The 16,977-nt window shown below is 70.4% G+C and carries 15 protein-coding genes; 13 read left to right on the top strand and 2 right to left on the bottom strand.

Annotated elements, in window-relative coordinates:
• Positions 1 to 48: 48 nt before the first annotated feature.
• The 3 genes from BLV24_RS06475 to BLV24_RS06465 are packed head-to-tail and all read left to right on the top strand — an operon-like array spanning position 49 to position 3,061.
• Positions 49 to 1,545 carry a 6-hydroxynicotinate reductase gene (locus BLV24_RS06475; RefSeq protein WP_092680368.1) on the top strand — a complete coding sequence of 499 codons (1,497 nt, stop codon included), beginning with the start codon at positions 49 to 51 and terminating at the stop codon, positions 1,543 to 1,545.
• 23 nt (positions 1,546 to 1,568) lie between these two features.
• On the top strand, positions 1,569 to 2,480 hold the full coding sequence (locus BLV24_RS06470) for a UPF0280 family protein (protein ID WP_281242887.1): 912 nt from the start codon (positions 1,569 to 1,571) through the stop codon (positions 2,478 to 2,480).
• Positions 2,477 to 3,061, top strand: a complete 585-nt coding sequence (locus tag BLV24_RS06465) for an amino acid synthesis family protein (protein ID WP_092680367.1) — start codon at positions 2,477 to 2,479, stop codon at positions 3,059 to 3,061. Before BLV24_RS06470 ends, BLV24_RS06465 begins: the two co-directional genes overlap by 4 nt.
• 535 nt (positions 3,062 to 3,596) lie before the next feature.
• Here the strand turns inward: BLV24_RS06465 and BLV24_RS21915 are convergent.
• Positions 3,597 to 4,241 carry a TetR/AcrR family transcriptional regulator gene (locus BLV24_RS21915; protein WP_176954653.1) on the bottom strand — a complete coding sequence of 215 codons (645 nt, stop codon included), beginning with the start codon at positions 4,239 to 4,241 and terminating at the stop codon, positions 3,597 to 3,599.
• A gap of 487 nt (positions 4,242 to 4,728) precedes the next feature.
• On the opposite strand from BLV24_RS21915, the gene dctP (BLV24_RS06455) reads away from it, so the two are divergent.
• The 7 genes from dctP (BLV24_RS06455) to BLV24_RS06425 all read left to right on the top strand — a co-directional run bounded on the left by dctP (BLV24_RS06455) (position 4,729) and on the right by BLV24_RS06425 (position 13,703).
• Complete coding sequence (dctP, locus tag BLV24_RS06455; protein ID WP_092680365.1) at positions 4,729 to 5,772, top strand: TRAP transporter substrate-binding protein DctP; 1,044 nt, start codon at positions 4,729 to 4,731, stop codon at positions 5,770 to 5,772.
• A gap of 213 nt (positions 5,773 to 5,985) precedes the next feature.
• A complete protein-coding gene (gene dctP, locus BLV24_RS06450; protein WP_092680364.1) occupies positions 5,986 to 7,026 on the top strand; it encodes a TRAP transporter substrate-binding protein DctP in 1,041 nt (346 codons plus the stop codon).
• Positions 7,027 to 7,192: 166 nt separating this feature from the next.
• The gene (locus BLV24_RS06445) at positions 7,193 to 7,759 is read left to right on the top strand and encodes a TRAP transporter small permease subunit (RefSeq protein WP_092680363.1); all 567 of its coding nucleotides are present in this window, start codon (positions 7,193 to 7,195) and stop codon (positions 7,757 to 7,759) included.
• Complete coding sequence (locus BLV24_RS06440; protein WP_092680362.1) at positions 7,759 to 9,075, top strand: TRAP transporter large permease; 1,317 nt, start codon at positions 7,759 to 7,761, stop codon at positions 9,073 to 9,075. Before BLV24_RS06445 ends, BLV24_RS06440 begins: the two co-directional genes overlap by 1 nt.
• A 214-nt stretch (positions 9,076 to 9,289) precedes the next feature.
• Entirely contained in the window at positions 9,290 to 10,444 is a 1,155-nt protein-coding gene (locus BLV24_RS06435) for an acyl-CoA dehydrogenase family protein (protein WP_092680361.1), read from the top strand.
• An 8-nt stretch (positions 10,445 to 10,452) separates the two neighbouring features.
• Complete coding sequence (locus BLV24_RS06430) at positions 10,453 to 12,612, top strand: acetate--CoA ligase family protein (RefSeq protein ID WP_092680360.1); 2,160 nt, start codon at positions 10,453 to 10,455, stop codon at positions 12,610 to 12,612.
• On the top strand, positions 12,609 to 13,703 hold the full coding sequence (locus BLV24_RS06425; protein WP_092680359.1) for a CaiB/BaiF CoA transferase family protein: 1,095 nt from the start codon (positions 12,609 to 12,611) through the stop codon (positions 13,701 to 13,703). The genes BLV24_RS06430 and BLV24_RS06425 overlap by 4 nt, the downstream gene beginning before the upstream one ends.
• A gap of 2 nt (positions 13,704 to 13,705) precedes the next feature.
• Here BLV24_RS06425 and fabG read toward each other — a convergent pair whose 3' ends face one another.
• The gene (gene fabG / locus BLV24_RS06420; RefSeq protein WP_092680358.1) at positions 13,706 to 14,449 is read right to left on the bottom strand and encodes a 3-oxoacyl-ACP reductase FabG; all 744 of its coding nucleotides are present in this window, start codon (positions 14,447 to 14,449) and stop codon (positions 13,706 to 13,708) included.
• 154 nt (positions 14,450 to 14,603) lie between these two features.
• Between fabG and BLV24_RS06415 the strand changes: the two genes are divergently transcribed.
• The 3 genes from BLV24_RS06415 to BLV24_RS06405 are packed head-to-tail and all read left to right on the top strand — an operon-like array spanning position 14,604 to position 16,977.
• A complete protein-coding gene (locus BLV24_RS06415; protein ID WP_092680357.1) occupies positions 14,604 to 15,020 on the top strand; it encodes a Zn-ribbon domain-containing OB-fold protein in 417 nt (138 codons plus the stop codon).
• Positions 15,017 to 16,165: a thiolase family protein gene (locus tag BLV24_RS06410; protein WP_092680356.1), complete on the top strand. Its 1,149-nt coding sequence runs from the start codon at positions 15,017 to 15,019 to the stop codon at positions 16,163 to 16,165. The genes BLV24_RS06415 and BLV24_RS06410 overlap by 4 nt, the downstream gene beginning before the upstream one ends.
• 11 nt (positions 16,166 to 16,176) lie before the next feature.
• The gene (locus BLV24_RS06405) at positions 16,177 to 16,977 is read left to right on the top strand and encodes an enoyl-CoA hydratase/isomerase family protein (protein WP_092680355.1); all 801 of its coding nucleotides are present in this window, start codon (positions 16,177 to 16,179) and stop codon (positions 16,975 to 16,977) included.

The following is a 16,977-nucleotide window of genomic DNA, read 5'->3' as shown; positions in this document are numbered from 1 at the left end:
GGCGACCGGGCGCCAGGCCGCCCCGACCCCCAGCCGGGAGACCGCGTGATGGACGGACCCGATCCCAGAACCCCGCGGGCCGCGCCCGAAAAGATCCGCTGCGACGCCTGCCCGGTCATGTGCTACGTGGCCGAGGGCAGGACCGGCGCCTGCGACCGCTACGCCAACGAGGGCGGGAAGATCGTGCGCTGCGACCCGCTCACCGTGCTCGATGCGGCGCTGGAGGCGGGGGCGGCGGTGACGCCCTTCCTCGACGCGCCATGGGACGGCGCGCCCGCCCCCGACGCCCGCCGGTTCGTCACCGGGCTGGGCGCGGGGACCACCTATCCGGATTACAAGCCCGCGCCCTTCATCGTCTCCCGCCAGGTGGCGGACGCGGACCTGGTGACGGTGGTGACCGAGGCGATCTTCTCCTATTGCGGGGTCAAGCTGAAGATCGACACCGACCGCCACCTGGGCGACGAAACCGCCATGGTCCGCGCCGACGGCGAGCCGGTGGGCCATGTGACCACGGCCGAATACGGCTCCCAGATGCTCAGCCTCGGCGGCGTGCGCCACCTGACCGGGGGCGAGAAGCGCGAGGGCCGGGTGACCTGCGACACCCTCCTGCGCCTGTGCAACCGCGAGGCGGTGAAACTGACCATCGACGGCGGGGCGACGGTGATCGCCCAGGCCGGGCGCCCGCCGATCGTGGACGGGGTGGAGGAGACGCGGATGCGGGTCGGCTGCGGCTCGGCCACCATCGGCATGTTCGCGACCCAGTGGCAGGGGCTGGCGGACGAGGTGGTGGTGGTGGACGACCACATCACCGGCGTCGTCTCCGAGCACCAGGCGGGCAAGGAGATCGGCTGGCCCGACACCGGCATCCGCATCAAGGGCCGCCGCTCCACCCCCGGCCGGTATTTCCGGGTGGCGGAGCCGGGCAAGGGCTGGGGCGGGGCCGATATCGACGACCCGCTGGAGATCCTGGGCGCGTGGAACCCCAAGAAGGGCGCGCGGCCCGGGCTGCGGCTGCTGATGGTCTCCACCACCGGGGAGCAGCACGGGTTCTACGTGCTGGACGAGGATCTGGTCCCGCGCCCCGCGCCGCTGCCCGAGGCGCTGCGCGGTCCGGTCCAGGTGATCGAGGAGAATTGCGAGCCGGCGCTGACCACGGTGCTGTTCGTCGGCGGCGCCGGGGGGAGCCTGCGGGCGGGCGTGACCGGCAACCCGGTGCGGCTGACGCGATCGGTGCAGGCCGGCGAGACGCGGGTGACCTGCGCCGGCGCTCCGGTCTGGATCTGGCCGGGCGGGGGCATCACGCTGATGGCCGACGTGATGGACCTGCCCGAGCGCGCCTTCGGCTATGTGCCCACGCCGGCGCTGGTGGCGCCGCTGGAATTCACCCTCCCGCGTGAGGCCTATGCCGGGATGGGGGGGCATATGGGCGCGATCCGCTCGGTCGAGGACGTGCTGGCGAGGGGCGGCGAATACGGGGGCGCGACCCGGGGGCTCGGGGTCGAGCCCGGGCGCGGGCCGGGCATGACATGGCCGCGGCGGCGCTGAGCCCTTCGGCCCCGGCCCCGGCCGTGGTCCCGGCGTCCGCGCCCGCGGGGACCGCGGGGCCCGGCTGGCGCGCGCAGGCGGCGATGCTGCCGGACGGCCGCCGGATGCACCTGCATCACGGACCCATCGACCTTGTGGTCGAGGCCTTCGGGCCGGAGCCGGAGATCCGCGCGGCGCTGGCGCAGGCGGAGGCCCGCTTCGCCTCGGTGCTCGACGCGCTGGTGGCGGAGCTGCCGCGCCTGCGCGCGCCGCTCCCGCACGCCGCGCCCCCGGCGCTCTCCGGTCCGGTCGCCGGGCGGATGCTGGCGGCCTGCCTGCCCCATGCGGAGCGCTTCGTGACGCCGATGGCCGCCGTCGCCGGGGCCGTGGCCGATGAGGTGCTGGCGGCGATGACCGCGGGGCGGTCCCTGACCCGGGCCTATGCGAACAATGGCGGCGACGCGGCCATCTGGCTCGCCCCCGGCGCGGCGATGCGCGTGGCGCTGGGCGCCCCCGACGGCGTGACCGGCGGGCGGGCCGAGATCCGGGCCGGGGATGCGGCGCGCGGCGTGGCGACCTCGGGCTGGCGGGGGCGCAGCCATTCGCTGGGCATCGCCGACGCGGTGACGGTCCTGGCCCGCACCGCCGCCGCCGCCGACGTCGCCGCGACGCTGATCGCCAACGCGGTGGACCTGCCGGGCCACCCCGCCATCCGACGCGGCCCGGCCCGCGCCGAGGCCCCCGACAGCGACCTCGGCGACCGGCTGGTGACGCTCGGCGTCGGCCCGCTGACCCCGGACGAGGCGGAGGCGGCGCTGGACGCCGGCCTGTCCGTCGCCGAAGACATGCGCGCGCGCGGCCTGGTCGAGGCCGCCGCGCTGACCCTCGCAGGCCGGACCCGCATCGCGGGCGCCCCGCGCCTGGCGGGGCCAAGGGAGGAGAGACCCAAGCCATGACCACCCAGTTCCCCATCCGCCGCACCGCCCTGATCGTCGAGGAGATCTTTCACGAGGGCGGACCGGCCCCGGAAACCCCGCGCCGCCGCGCCGCCATGCTGGCCGTCGTCGCCAACCCCTTCGCCGGGACCTTCGCGCCGGAGCTTCAGCCCGCCATGGAGGCCCTTGAGCCGCTGGGCGAGATGATGGCCCGGCGCCTGGTCGAGGCCATGGGCGGCCCGGGCAAGGTGGACGCCTATGGCAAGGGCGCCATCGTCGGCGAGGGCGGCGAGATCGAGCACGGCGCGCTGTGGCACGTCCCCGGCGGCTACGCGATGCGCGGGCTGGTGACCCCCTCCCGGGCCATCGTGCCCTCGGCGATGAAGGTCGGGGGCATGGGCGCGCGGCTGGACGTGCCGCTGGGCCATGTGAACGCGGCCTATGTGCGGTCGCATTTCGACGCGATGGAAGTGGGGCTGCCCGACGGGCCGCGGGCCGGCGAAATCCTGTTCGCCCTGGTCATGGCCGAGGGCGGTCGGGTCCACAGCCGCATGGGCGGGCTGGAGGCCCGGGACGTGACCGGCGAGGACGGGCTGCGCTGAGCGGCGCGCAGGGCGCCCCGATGCGAGGGGGCGCGCGACGGGGCGCGCGCGACGGGATGCGCGCGACGTGATGCGCGCGAAGGGGCCGGCTGGAAAAGCGGGATCGGCGGGAAAACCCCGGACGGCGGCAGGAGCGTCGTCGCCCGGGGGGAGTGGGCCTCCTTGCGCGCCGTGGGGGCGACGCGCAGGCCGGCTCGCCGAGAATGCGGGTCGTTGACCGCATCCCCGGCCGCGACGCCGGCTCTGGGGAAACCGGCGCACGCGGCGTCATGAACGCGAGATGACTTCGCGTCATGGGCACGAACGGGGGGATAACTCATGCTGCACCGCAATAAAACCGCTTGAATCAACTCAAAGGGGCAAATTGTGCGATTCCGGCGAATTATTTCGCCCTTTGGAAAGGTTAACGAGTTGTATCTACTGAAATATTCCGGAGACCTGACGATCCCGCCAGGCCGATGCGGAGGCGTTCCCGGGCCTATCTTCAAGTCAGGAAAAGGTTTTTCGGTCCCGAGGGCGGTCATGCCGCGCTGCGTCAGGGCGCGACGTCGGACAGCCCCTGCGGCCCGGAAGGCGTGAGCGAAATGCCGTTCATCAGCAGTTCGAGGAAGATCTCGGAGATCTGCTCCGGCGTTTTCGATTCGTCGTCGGTGTACCAGCGCAGGATCCAGTTCACCGCGCCGAGGAAGTAGTTGGAGGTGATCCGCACGTCGAGCGGCCGGATCGCCCCTTCCTCGATCGACTTGGTGAGCAGCATCCGCGAGTAGCGGTCCAGCTGGCGGCGTCGTTCCAGCAGCTGCTCGCGCTTGTCCTCGGGCAGCGCCACGAGATTGGCCTGGGTGGTGAAGGCGCCGCGTTCCTGCATCAGCAGGATCATGAAGCGGCGGTAGAGGTGGCGCAGACGCTCATAGGCGGTTCCGCCCAGGGCCTCGGTCTCCAGCCGCGCGGTCTGCCCGCAATCATAGGAGACGCGCAGGCATTCGAAGAGCAGCTGCTCCTTGTTCTTGAAGTAATAGTAGAGCGCGGTCTTGGAGACGCCGATCTCCTCGGCGATGTCGTCGAGCGAGGCGCCGTGGTAGCCCTTTTCGTTGAAGGCCCGGGCGGCGACCCGCAGCGCGACCCGGCGCTTGAGCTCGCGTTGTTCGGCGCGCGAGGCGACCACTCCGTCCCAGCTCGGCATGTCCCGCGCTCCTTGCCCCAGATCGTTCCCTCTTTGTAGCGCGGGCTGACGCGGGGCGCGAGGGCGAACGCGGCCGCACCTGCGTCGGAGGCGCCGCGCCGCGGCATGACGCGAAGGTGCGCGCGCCCCTGCGCCGGCCCCGTCCGCAACCGCCGACGATCCGTCTTTTTCCCTTTTAATCAGGGACCCTGACAAAGCGCAGGATTGAAGAGGCTGCATGTTGACGCAGGGTGGAAAAGGTGGTCTCAATCTTCGAAACAGACGCCGGCGGACAGAAGCCGGACGCAACGGGGAGCCGCGACGATCCCTCGAAACGACGGTCCAGGAGACCTGCGGAAGTCCCGCCGCGCCGGCTGGCGTGGGCGCGCCCCGTGGGAGCCGTGACGCGCAGGCCGCGCGCGTCCGGGGCGCCGTCGCCGGGGGAGGGTCGGGGGGGCCGGAGCGCGGGAGGCGCGCCGGCGTCGAAACGAAGACCAGGGAGGACGTCATGACCGAAGATCGCAAGGGGCTCGACCGCCGGACGCTGATGCGCGGGGGCGTTCTGGGCGCGCTCGCCGCGCCGGCCCTGATCGGCAAGGGCATCGCCGCGGGCGAAGTGAACTGGCGGGTGCAGTCGCACTGGCCCAAGGCCTCGGGGTCGTTCAACGACAGCCTCGGCGTGCTGGCCGAGCGGGTGAAGGAGCGCACCGACGGGCGCATGACGCTGGAACTGTTCGGCGCCGGCGAATTCGCCAAGGGCCCGGAAATCCTCAACATCGTGTCCAAGGGCGTGGTGCAGATGGGCTCGTCCTCGGCCTCCTACATGGAGAGCTACGGGACCTGCGCCGGTTTCGCTTATGGCATCCCCGGCACGCTGCGCAACAGCTGGGAGATCATGCATCTTCTGAAGAATCTCGGCGTCGAGAAGATGTTCGCCGACGAATTGCTGGAAGAGGGCGTGATCTACCGCTCCGAAAAGGTCTATCCGACCGAACTGGTGCTGTCGAAAGAGGTCGCCTCCGTCGACGACTTCAAGGCGCTCAAGCTGCGCTCCTCCGGCGGCATGCTGGACTACCTGTCGGCCGCCGGCGCCTCCGCCAGCTACATCGCGGGCTCCGAGCTTTACCAGGCGCTGTCGTCGGGCGTGGTCGACGGGGCGCATTGGGGCGCCGCCATCGGCGCCAAGTCGATGTCGCTCTGGGAGGTCTGCAAATACCACATGAAGCCGTCGCTCGGCTTCAACGCAGACGCCTGGATCTTCAACGCCGATGCGGTCGAGGACCTGCCCGAGGACATCCGCCTGATCTTCATGAGCCTTGTGGAGGAGCGGTTCTACCTGCGCTCGGTCGAGTATCTCGAAGGAGAGGCGCAGTCGCTCACCGACGGGGTGAAGAACGACGGGGTCGAGGTGCGCGATTTCCCCGACGACGTGCTGGCGCTGTTCGCCCAGGCGTCGAGCGACATTCTCGCCAAGGAGGCCGAGAAGGGCGAGAAGGCCGCCGCCGCGGCCGACGCGCTGACCGGCCTGATGAAGAACCTCGGCTACGTCTGATCCGGGGAGGGCGCCGCCCTCGATCGGATCGCGCCCTCCGTTCCGTCATGCGGGACGGGGGGCGCGCCTGTCGGGGACAAATTCCGCGATCCGCATCGGTCTTCATTGACCGGTTGATGAGTAGGCGTCCATTATGCCTGCGCGCTCCGCCGGTTCCAGACCGAGGCCACGGACGGAACCCGCTGCAGACGGGGCGCGCAAAGGGAGGAAGACATGACCGACACTTTCAAGACCAGCCGCCGCGCTCTTCTGGCCGGCGGGGGCGCCGCGGCGCTCGCCGCGCCGGCGCTGATCGGCCCGGCCATCGCCAAGGGCGAGGTCAACTGGCGCGTCCAGGCCGTCTGGCCCAAGGCCTCGTCGTCCTTCGGCGGCAGCCTCCAGGTGCTGGCCGACATGCTCGCCGAGCAGACCGACGGCCGCTTCACCTGGGAGCTGTTCGGCGCCGGCGAGTTCGCCAAGGGCCCCGAGATCTATGACATCGTGCGCAAGGGCGTGGTGCAGGCGGGGACGTCCTCGGCCTCCTACATGGGCCAGATCGCGACGACTTCGGCCTTCGCCTACGGCATTCCCGGGACGCTGAACGATTACTGGCAGGTCGGCCACTACAACAAGAATCTCGGGATCGAGGCGCTGATGTCGTCCGAGACCGAAGAGGACGGGGTCATCTACAAGGCCGAAAAGTCCTACCCGACGGAGCTGGTGCTCTCGAAGGAGATCAACTCGGCCGCCGACTTCGCCTCGCTCAAGGTCCGGTCCTCGGGCGCGCTGCTGGACTACCTGTCCGCCGCCGGCGCCTCGGCCAGCTACATCCCCGGCTCCGAGCTCTACCAGGCCCTGTCTTCCGGCGTGGTCGACGGGGCGCATTGGGGCGCGGCGGTCGGCGCCAAGACCATGTCGCTGTGGGAGGTCTGCAAGTACCAGATGCACCCGCCGCTGGCCTTCACCTCCGACTGCTGGGTGTTCAACGCCGACGCGGTCGAGGACCTGCCCGACGATCTCCGCCTGATCCTGATGTCGCTGATCGAGACCCGCTACTACGCGCGGACCGCCGAATATCAGCTGCTCGAGACGCTGGCGATCGAGGAAGGCAAGGCCGAGCAGGGCGTCGAGGTCCGCCAGTGGCCCGACGACGTGCAGGAGATCTTCGTGAAGGCCTCCGCCCAGATCCTGGAGGCCGAGGGCAACAAGTCCGAGAAGGCCGCGAAGGCCGCCGACACGCTCAAGGAGTTCATGGGCCAGCTCGGCATCGTCTGAGGCGCGCGACCGGGCCGGGTCGGGGGGCGAGCCCCCCGGTCCGGTCCCGCCGCCGCCGCCCGCCCCCGACCCCGCAGCGCCCCGCCCTCCCGGGGCGCGCCCGCCATCCCGGCGCCCCGGTCCCCGCCCGTCGCGAGGGCCGCCCGCCCTGTCAGTCGAGGGATGAATGTTCACGACCTTCGCCCGATCGGTCACCCGGTTGAACCGGTGGATCGGCAAGTTCACCGCGTGGATCGTGGTCCCGCTGTTCCTGCTGCTGCTCTGCGACGTGGTCATGCGCTACGTCGCCGGCCGGCCCCTTCCCTGGACGGCCGAGCTCGCCCAGCTCGTGTTCGGCATCTACGGCATTCTCGCCGGCGGGTTCCTGCTGGCCGAACGCGGACACGTCAACGTCGACATCCTTTACGGGCAGTTCTCGCCCAAGAAGAAGGCCCGGGTCGACGTCGCCACCTCGGTGCTGTTCTTCATGTTCGTGGGCGTGCTGCTGTGGCAGTCCATCGACCTGTTCCTGGACTCCATCGACTGGCCGCGGATGCGTCCGCATCGCATCGAGCGGTCGAACTCGGTCTGGAAACCGGTCCTGTGGCCGGTGAAAATGTTCATTCCCATCGCGGCGAGCCTGCTGCTGGCCCAGGGGGTCGTGCGGCTTGTCGCCGACATCCGGGTGCTGATGGGGATGCCGGTCCCAGATGACGTATACGGGGCGAAAGTCTCCGACGGAGGCGGCCACTGATGAGCGTCGAGATTCTCACCCTCCTGTTCTTCGGCTCGCTGCTGTTCTTCCTGATGCTCGGCGCGCCGTTGACCTTCGTGCTCGGCGGCGTGTCCGTCATCTTCCTCTACTATGAAATGGGAGAGGTCGGGTTCTACATCATCGCGTCGAAGATGTGGGACAACATGTCGAACTTCACCCTGGTCGCGATCCCGCTTTACGTCTTCATGGCGTTTCTGCTGGAACGCTCCGGGGTGGCCAAAGACCTCTACAACATGATGCACCTGTGGTGGGGCGGCCTGCGCGGCGGTCTGGCCATCGGGACCGTGGCGATCTGCGCGATCTTCGCGGCCATGTCGGGGATTTCCGGCGCCGCGGTGGTCACCATGGGCACCATCGCCCTGCCGCGGATGCTGGAGCGGGGCTATGACCCCAAGATGGCGCTGGGCGCGATCAACGCCGGCGGCGGCTGGGGGATCCTGATCCCGCCCTCGATCCTCATGGTGCTCTACGCCCTGCTGACCGAGGTCTCGGTCGGCCGGCTCTTCGCCGCGGGCATCGGGCCGGGGGTGCTGCTGTTCGTCCTGGTGTCGGTCTACATCCTGATCCGTTGCGCCATCCAGCCGTCCATGGGCCCGTCCCTGCCGCCCGAGGAGCGCGGCGACTGGGGCGCCAAGATGAAGGCGTTGTCGGCGGTTCTGCTGCCGCTGTTCATCGTCTTCATCGTGCTGGGGTCGATCTTCGGGGGCTTCGCCACGCCGACCGAGGCCGCGGCCATCGGCGTGTTCGGCGCCCTGATCGCCTCGGCGGTCAACCGGCAGCTCACCTATCAGAACATCAAGGAATCCGCGGTTCAGACCCTGCGGCTGACCGCGATGATCATGTGGATCCTGTTCGCGGCGCACGGCTTCTCCACCGCCTACACGGCGCTGGGCGCGGCCGAGCTGATCTCGGGCGTGGTGGAGCTGATCCCCGGCGGCAAGTGGGGCGGTCTCGCCTTCATGATGCTGATGCTGTTCTTCCTGGGCATGGTGCTCGATCCCGTGGGGATCATGCTGATCACGCTGCCGGTGTTCCTGCCGATCGTGGCCGCCAACGGCTTCGACCCGATCTGGTTCGGCATCCTGTTCGTGATCATGATGGAGGTCGGCTACATGACCCCGCCCTTCGGCTTCAACCTCTTCTACCTGAAGGGCGTGGCGCCGCCGGGCATCACCATGGGCGACATCTACGTCTCGGTCATTCCCTACGTGCTGGTCACGTTGCTGGGGGCGTTCCTGATCGTGGTGTTCCCGCAGATCGCGCTGTTCCTGCCGAACATCTTCTTCGGACAATGAGGCGGGCGACGGGGGCCCTCGCGGGTCTCCGTCGCGCAGCGGAACGAAACGGCCTTCCGGCCCGGCGGACCCCCTCCGCCGGGCCGGTTGCGTTCCGGGGGGCGGACGGGGCGTCATCCGCGGGCTGATATGCGCCGGCGCGATTATTGACTGACGAGTAGAATCTTGGTCTGATCGTTCAAAAGCGCCCGCGGAGGCGCGTCCGGGAGGTTCCATGAACGCATTTCTCGACGAGGAGCAGACGCTCCTTCAGAACCAGGTTCGTCGTTGGCTGGATGAGAACGTCTCGCCCCTGATCGATCGGCATGAGGCGGCGAAGACCTTTCCGTTCGAGATCCTCTCGGACCTCGCGCAGTTCGGCTATCTCGGCGGGCGGATCCCCGAGGCGGATGGCGGCTACGACCTGCCCTACGTCACCTGGGGGATGCTGATGGAGCGGGCCGGCTATTGCTGGGGCAGCCTGCGCACCATCCTCAACATCACCAACGGCACCATCCAGAAGCTCTCCACCCATGGGACGGAGGAGCAGAAGGCGCGCTGGCTCAAGCCGATTCTCGCCAATCAGCTGAAGGTCTGCACCGGGCTGTCGGAGCCCAATATCGGCTCCAACGTGCGGGGGATCGAGACGCGGGCGGTGTGGAAGGGCGACCACTACGTGCTGTCGGGCCGCAAGCTGTGGATCACCAACGGGGTGAACGCGGACATCGCGCAGATCGTGGCGCGGGTCTCGGGGTCGCCGGATTGCGAGGACGGCAAGCTTTCGACCTTCATCGTCGAGCGGGGGATGGCGGGCTATTCGGCGCGGCCGGTGGAGAAGATGGTGCTGCGCTGCACCGGCACGGCGGAGCTGGAGCTGGACGACGTGGTGGTCCCGGCCGAGAACCGCCTGGGGCCGGAGGGGCGCGCGCTGGCCGGCACGCTGGCGGGGCTGAACACGGCGCGGGTCAACATCGCCATGGGCGCGGTGGGGGCGGCGCAGGCGGCGCTGGACCTGTCCATCGACTACGCCAAGACCCGCAAGCAGTTCGGAAAACCCATCGGGGCGTTCCAGCTGGTGCAAAAGCACATCGTGGACATGACCGTCCGGGTGAAGGCCGCCCGCGCGCTGTCCTACCAGGCCGCCGCGGCGCTGGACCGGGGGCTGGAGGCGCGGGAGGACTGCTCCATCGCCAAGCTCTACGCCACCGGCGCGGCCTTCGAGGTCGCCGACATGGCGCTGCAGGTCCACGGCGGCCTCGGCTACGCGGTCGGCTACCCGATCGAGCGCATCTTCCGGGACACCCGCGGGGGGATGATCCCCGAAGGCACCTCGGAGATCCAAACCCTGATCGCGGGTCGTGAGATCCTCGGCATCGACGCCATCGCCTGAGGCCCGCCATGACCCTGGACCATACCCCCGCCTCCCCCGCCTCCCCCGCCGCCCCCGCCGACTGCGCCTTCCAGGACCTGAGCCGGCTGTTCTCCCCCGCCTCCATCGCCATCGTCGGGGCCTCGGACCGGGAGAACTCCATCGGCGCGCATACGCTGTCCAACCTGGTCGACCATTCCGACTTCAAGGGCGAGCTGCTGCTGGTGAACCCCAGGCAGACCGAGATCCGCGGCATCCCCTGCCATCCCTCGGTGGAGGCGCTGCCCGCCACGCCGGATGTCGCGGTCATCGTCATCCCCGCCCCCGGCGTGGTCGAGGCGGTGCGCCAGGCCGGCGCCCGCGGCGTGCCCTTCGCGGTGATCCTGACTTCGGGCTTTTCGGAGGCCGACGAGGCCGGAAAGGCGATGGAGGCCGAGCTGGTCGCCATCGGCAAGGCCACCGGCATCCGCATCTACGGCCCCAACTGCCCGGGGCTGGTGAACATCAACGCCCGGGTCGGCATGACCTTCTCGCCGGCCTATCGCAACGACCTGCGCGCCGGCCCCATCGGGCTGGCGACCCAGGGCGGCGGGCTGGGGCGCAACATGATGCAGGGGATGGAGCGCGGAGCGGGGATCGCCATGTGGTCGTCCTCGGGCAACGAATGCGACCTGCAGGTGGCCGATTTCATCCACCACATGGCCGGCGATCCGCAGGTGCGCGTCATCGCCACGCTGATCGAGGGCATCAAGGACGGCCCCCGCTTCGCCGCCGCGGTCGCCCACGCGGCCCGCATGGGCAAGCCGGTGGTGGGGGTGAAGGTCGGGCGGTCGGAATACGGGGCGCGGGCCGCGGCCTCGCATACCGCGTCGATCACCGGCTCGGCCGAGGTCAATTCCGCGGTCCTGCGCCAGTTCGGCGTGATCGAGGTCGACGACCTGGATGAGGTCATCGACACCGCCGCCCTGCTGGCCCGCAGGCTGCCGACGGGCGAAGAGAAGATCGCCGTCTTCGCGTCCTCGGGCGGGGCGGCGTCGCTCTGCGCCGACAATGTGGGCGCGGCGGGGCTGGAGCTGGCGGCCTTCGCGCCCGAGACCGACCGCGCCATGCGCGCCGTGCTGCCCGAATACGCGGCTTTCGGGAACCCGGTGGACACGACCTCGGTGACCATCTCCAACCCCTCGGCCTTTTCCGACAGCCTGCTGCCGGTGGCGCAGGATCCGGGCGTGGGTCTGGTGCTGCTGCCGATCCCGATGGATTACCACCAGTTCACCGCCCATACCGCCGGGCTGATCGTGGAGGCGCAGGGGCGCACCGACACGCCGCTCTGCCCGATCTGGATGTCGGATCGGCTGGGCGAGGGCTACAAGGTGTTCGCCGAGGCCGGGATCACGCCGTTCCGCTCCCTGCGCAACATGGCCAAGGCGGTGCGGCGTTGGGTGGATTACGGGCGCTGGCGGGCGGGGGCGGACCTGGACTGGACCCCGGCCCTGCTGACCCGGGGGCATTGGACGGAGGCCGAGGCCACCGCCACGCTGACCGAGGCCGAGGGCAAGGCGGAGCTTGCCGCCGCCGGCGTCCCCGCCGCGGCGGCGCAGGTGGCGGCCTCCGCCGGCGAGGCGGCGAAGATCGCGCATGGCCTCGGCGGACGCTCGGCCATGAAGATCGTCTCGGCCCGGATCACCCACAAGTCCGACATCGGCGGGGTGAAGCTGAACGTCCCCGCGCATGCGGCCGCCGGCGCCTTCGACGAGATCATGGCCAACGCCGCCCGCGCCGCCCCCGAGGCGACGCTCGACGGCGTGCTGATCGAGCCGATGGCCCCGGCGGGCGGGCTGGAGGTTTTCGTCGGCGTCTCCCGCGATCCGGTCTTCGGCCATGTGATGACCTTCGGGCTGGGGGGCGTCCATGTGGAGCTGTTCAAGGACGTCGCCCGCCGGATGCTGCCCGTCACCCCGGCCATGGCGCGCGAGATGATGGCGGAGATCCGCTCCGCTCCGCTGCTGACCGGCATCCGCGGTCAGGCGCCTCGGGACATGGCGGCGCTGGAGGCGCTGATCGTCGCCGTCTCCGACTACGTGGTCGCGCATTCGGGGCGGGTGGAGGAGCTGGACATCAACCCGGTCTGGGTCGGGGAGGAAGGGCAGGGGGCGCTGGCGCTCGACGCCGTGATCGTGGTGCGGGCGTGACCGCGCCGCTCTCGGGCGTCCGGGTCGCGGATTTCACCGAACTGCTGCCCGGCCCGTTCCTCACCCAGTCGCTGGCCGAGATGGGGGCCGAGGTCATCAAGCTCGAACGCCCGCCGCGGGGCGATCTGGTGCGCACGGTCTCTCCGGGGCTGTTCGGGGCGGTGAACCGGGGCAAGCGGAGCCGGCTGGTCGACCTCAAGGACCCGGTCCAGCGGGACGCGGCGCTGGACCTCGCCGCCGGGGCGGATGTGGTGATCGAGGGCTATCGGCCCGGCGTCATGGACCGGCTGGGCCTGGGATATGCGGCGGTGCGGGCGCGCAATCCGCGGGTCGTTTACCTGTCGCTGACCGGCTACGGGCAGACCGGGCCGCTGCGCGACGTGCCGGGGCATGACCTGAACTACCTCGCGACCGCCGGGATGACCTCGCTTTGCGGCGCGCCGGGCGGGCCGCCGCGGCACGGGATCGGGGCGCCGGTGGCGGATCTGGGCGGGGCGGTCTACGGGCTGTCCGCGGTGCTGGCGGCGCTGTTCCAGCGGGAGCGGACGGGGGCGGGGCAGTATCTCGACCTGTCGATGACCGATTGCGTCGCCCACATGCTCAACGCCCGCAAGGGGGTGTTCGAGGCCAGCGGCATCGTGGACCTGGAGGGGCAGCGCGCCGTCGCCCTCTCCCGCCCCGCCTATGGCGTGTTCGACGTGGCCGACGGCGCGGTGACCGTCGCCGCGCTGGAGCTGCATTTCTGGCGCGCGCTGGTGGCGCTGTTGGGGCTGGACGACTGGGCGGGGGAGGAATTCCACCCCACCCCGGCCCGCGTCGCCCGCTGCGCCGAGATCAACGCCGCCATCGCCGCCCGGCTCGCCCCCATGACCCGCGAGGCGGCGGTCGCGAAACTGCTGGCCGCCGACATCCCCGCGGCCCCGGTGCTGAGCGTGGCGGAGGCCGACGCCTCCGCCCATTTCGCCGCGCGGGGGCTGGCCGCGCCCACCGAAGCCGGTCGGCTGACCCCGTTTCCCGTGCGCCTGGCCGGCATGGCACCGATGCAGGCCGTCCCCGCCCCCCTCGACGATTTCCGCGAGGGGGGCGAATGAGCCTAGCGCCCGCCCGAGACGTGCATCACCTGGGCCGAGACGAAATCGGCCATCGACGAGGCGTGGAAGATCACCGCCTTGGCGATGTCCTCGGGGATCGACAGCCGGGGCAGGGGAGTGAGCGCCTTGGACCGCTGTTCGAGCTTGTCGAAATCCTTTCGCGCCCGCAGCCGGGGCGTCGCCACCAGCGCCGGGGCCACCGCGTTGACGGTGATGTTGAACGGCCCCGCCTCGCGCGCCAGGGCCGCGGTCAGGCCCACCAGCCCGGCCTTGGCGGAGCTGTAATTGGTCTGCCCGGCATTGCCCTGATAGCTCATCGAGGTGATGTTCACGATCCGGCCCCAGCGCCGCTGCATCATCCCGGGCAGCACCGCCCGGCAGCAGTGGAACGTGCCCTTGAGCACCACGCCATGGACGATGTCCCAGTCGGATTCCTCCATCTTGGTCATGTACTTGTCGCGCGAGAACCCGGCGTTGTTGACCAGCACGTCGATCGGGCCGAGCTCCGCCTCCGCCCGCGCGAATGCCGAGGTCACGGCGGCCTTGTCGAGAATGTCGACCTCCAGCCCGATGGCGGTTCCGCCGGCGGCGGCGATCTCCGCGGCGGCGGCCTCGGCCCCCTCCCGGTTGATGTCGAGCAGGGCGACCTTGGCGCCTTCCTCCGCGAACATCCGCGCGGTGGTCGAGCCGATGGCGCCGCCGCCGCCGGTGATCGCCACGACCTTGCCCTTGATCCCGAGGTCCATGGGGCGTCCTCCCTTGGTGTCGAACAACTTACTCAATGTTCAATAAACCGTCGAAGCCGGACTCGGAACCCTGTTTTTAAGGGTTGTTCAGGGGCGATCCAAATTCTACGCTGGAGTAGAAAATCAGAAAGGCCGCCGGGGAGGGGCCCGTTCCATGGAGCTTGAGAAACCGGATCTCTGCGCGCTTGCGCCGGGGGGGAAGACCCTTCGCCTGCGCGCCTCGCGCTGCGCCGATTGCGGGGGGCTGAGCTTTCCGCCCGCGCCCTATGGCTGCCCCGCCTGCGGCGCGGCCCCCGACCGGGTGGCGGAGGAACTGCTCTCCGGCCGCGCGCGCCTGCTGGAGTTCATCACCATCCACACCCGCATCGCCCCCGGCCTGCGCCCGCCGGTGGTGGTGGGCGAGGCCGAGATCGCGCCCGGCCTCATCGAGGAGATCGAGCTGGGCGCGCCCGAGGACCGGCTCGCGCGCGACATGGAGGTGCAGGCCGTCCCCGTGTTGATCGAGCGCGATGACGTCGAAAGCCTCGCCATCCGCTTCGTCCCCGCGGCCGATCTGGAGGCCGGAGCATGACCGCGACGCTCAGGGATCTCCGCCCGGTCTATGTGCTGGGCGTGGGGATGCATCGCTACCAGTTCGCCTCCGACACGCCCTATATCGCCATGGGGCTGACCGCCCTGCGCGCGGCGCTGACGGATGCGGGGATCGATTTTCCGGCGATCCAGAGCGCCTATTTCGGGACCACCGGGCTCGGCATGGCGGCGGGGCGGGTGATGTTCCGGCATATCGGCTCCACCGGGCTGGCGGTGCAGCAGGTGGAGAACGCCTCGGCGTCGGGCTCCTTCGCCTTCGCGGATGCGTGCCTGGAGGTGGCCTCGGGGCGCGCCGATATCAGCCTCGCCATCGGCGTCGACAAATATGGCGACCAGAAGCGCGCGGTGCTGAAGGAAGGCGTCAACCGCCTGTCCGACACCGCCCATGTGCCGCTGGTGAAATACGCCCTGCTGTGCCGCACCCTGAAGCGGGAGAAGGGGTTGGCGGCGGAGGACCTGGCCGGCGTCGCGGTGAAGAACCACAACAACGCCGCCACCAACCCCTTCGCCCAGTTCCAGAAACCGCGGACGCTGGCGCAGGTCATGGGCTCGACCAATGTGGCGGGCGACCTGACCTCCCTGCAATGCACCCCGCGCGGAGAGGGGGCGGCCGCGGCCATCGTGGTGTCGGAGGACGCGATGCGGGCCCACGGGCTCGACCGTTCGCGCGCCATCCGGGTGGCGTCGTCCACCGCCGGGTCGGAGACCCCGCCGCAGGGACGGGAGCCGGGATCGGTCGCCGCCGCCCGCGACGTGGCGCTGCGGACCTATGCGGAGGCCGGGATCGCCTCTGCCGACCTCGACGTGGTGGAGCTGCATGACGCGTTCTCCATCGAGGAGCTGCTCTACACCGAGGCCTTCGGGCTCTGTCCCCAGGGCGAGGGCCACCACTACCTGCGCGAGGGGCGCTCGGCGGTGGGGGGGGACTGCGCGATCAACTCCTCGGGCGGGCTGATCGCCCAGGGGCACCCGCTGGGGCCCACCGGCATCGGCCAGGTGCACGAGATCGTGCGGCAGTTGCGGGGCGAGAACGGGCCGCGCCAGCAACCGGGCGCCGCCACCGGCATGGCGCACATGATCGGGCTCGGCTCGGTCGCCATCGCCCATATCCTGCGGCGCGAGTGAAAGGGGCGAGCATGGACGTCAAGCCATTGGACTGCGTGAACTATTCCGTGAAGGACGGGGTGGCGGTGATCGAGATCAACCGCCCCGACCGGATGAACACGCTGGGCGCGACCCTGAAGCCGGACCTGGAGGCCGCCTTCTTCGACTACGCCCGCAATGACCCGGAGGTCCGCGCCGTGGTGCTGACCGCCGTGGGCGACCGCGCCTTCTGCGCCGGCGCCGACATCAAGGAACGCGACGGCCGGCAGATCACCACCTTCGACTACTTCGTCACCCAGGAATACACCCACGACCTGTTCCGCCGGATCGAGACTTTCGAGCGTCCGGTGATCGCGGCCATCAACGGCGTGGCGCTGGGCGGCGGGCTGGAGATCGCCATGTGCGCGGACATAAGGCTCGCGGCCGAGCACGCCCGCATGGGCCTGACCGAGGTGAAGCTGGGCGCCATCCCCGCCGCCGGCGGCACCCAGCGCCTGACCCGGCTGGTGGGCGAGAGCCGGGCCAAGGAAATGGTCTACACCTCCGCCATGCTGGACGCGCAGGAGGCGCTGCGGCTGGGGCTGGTGTCCCGCGTGGTCCCGCTGTCGGACCTGCGCGGGGCGGCGATGGAACTGGCGCGCCGCATCGCCGCGCAGCCGCCGCTGGCGGTGGCCTTCGCCAAGCAGACCATGAACGCCGGGATGCAGGTCGGCATCGACGCGGGACTGGTCTATGAGCGCTACGCGGCCTCGATCCTGGTGAACTCGGAGGATCGCAAGGAAGGCTTCCGCGCCTTCGTCGAAAAGCGCCCGCCGGTGTTCAAGGGGGTCTGA

This window comes from Albimonas donghaensis, assembly GCF_900106695.1.
Lineage (GTDB): Bacteria > Pseudomonadota > Alphaproteobacteria > Rhodobacterales > Rhodobacteraceae > Albimonas > Albimonas donghaensis.
The sequence above is the reverse complement of the archived record's forward strand: the minus strand, read 5'-3'. Positions and strand labels throughout refer to the sequence as shown.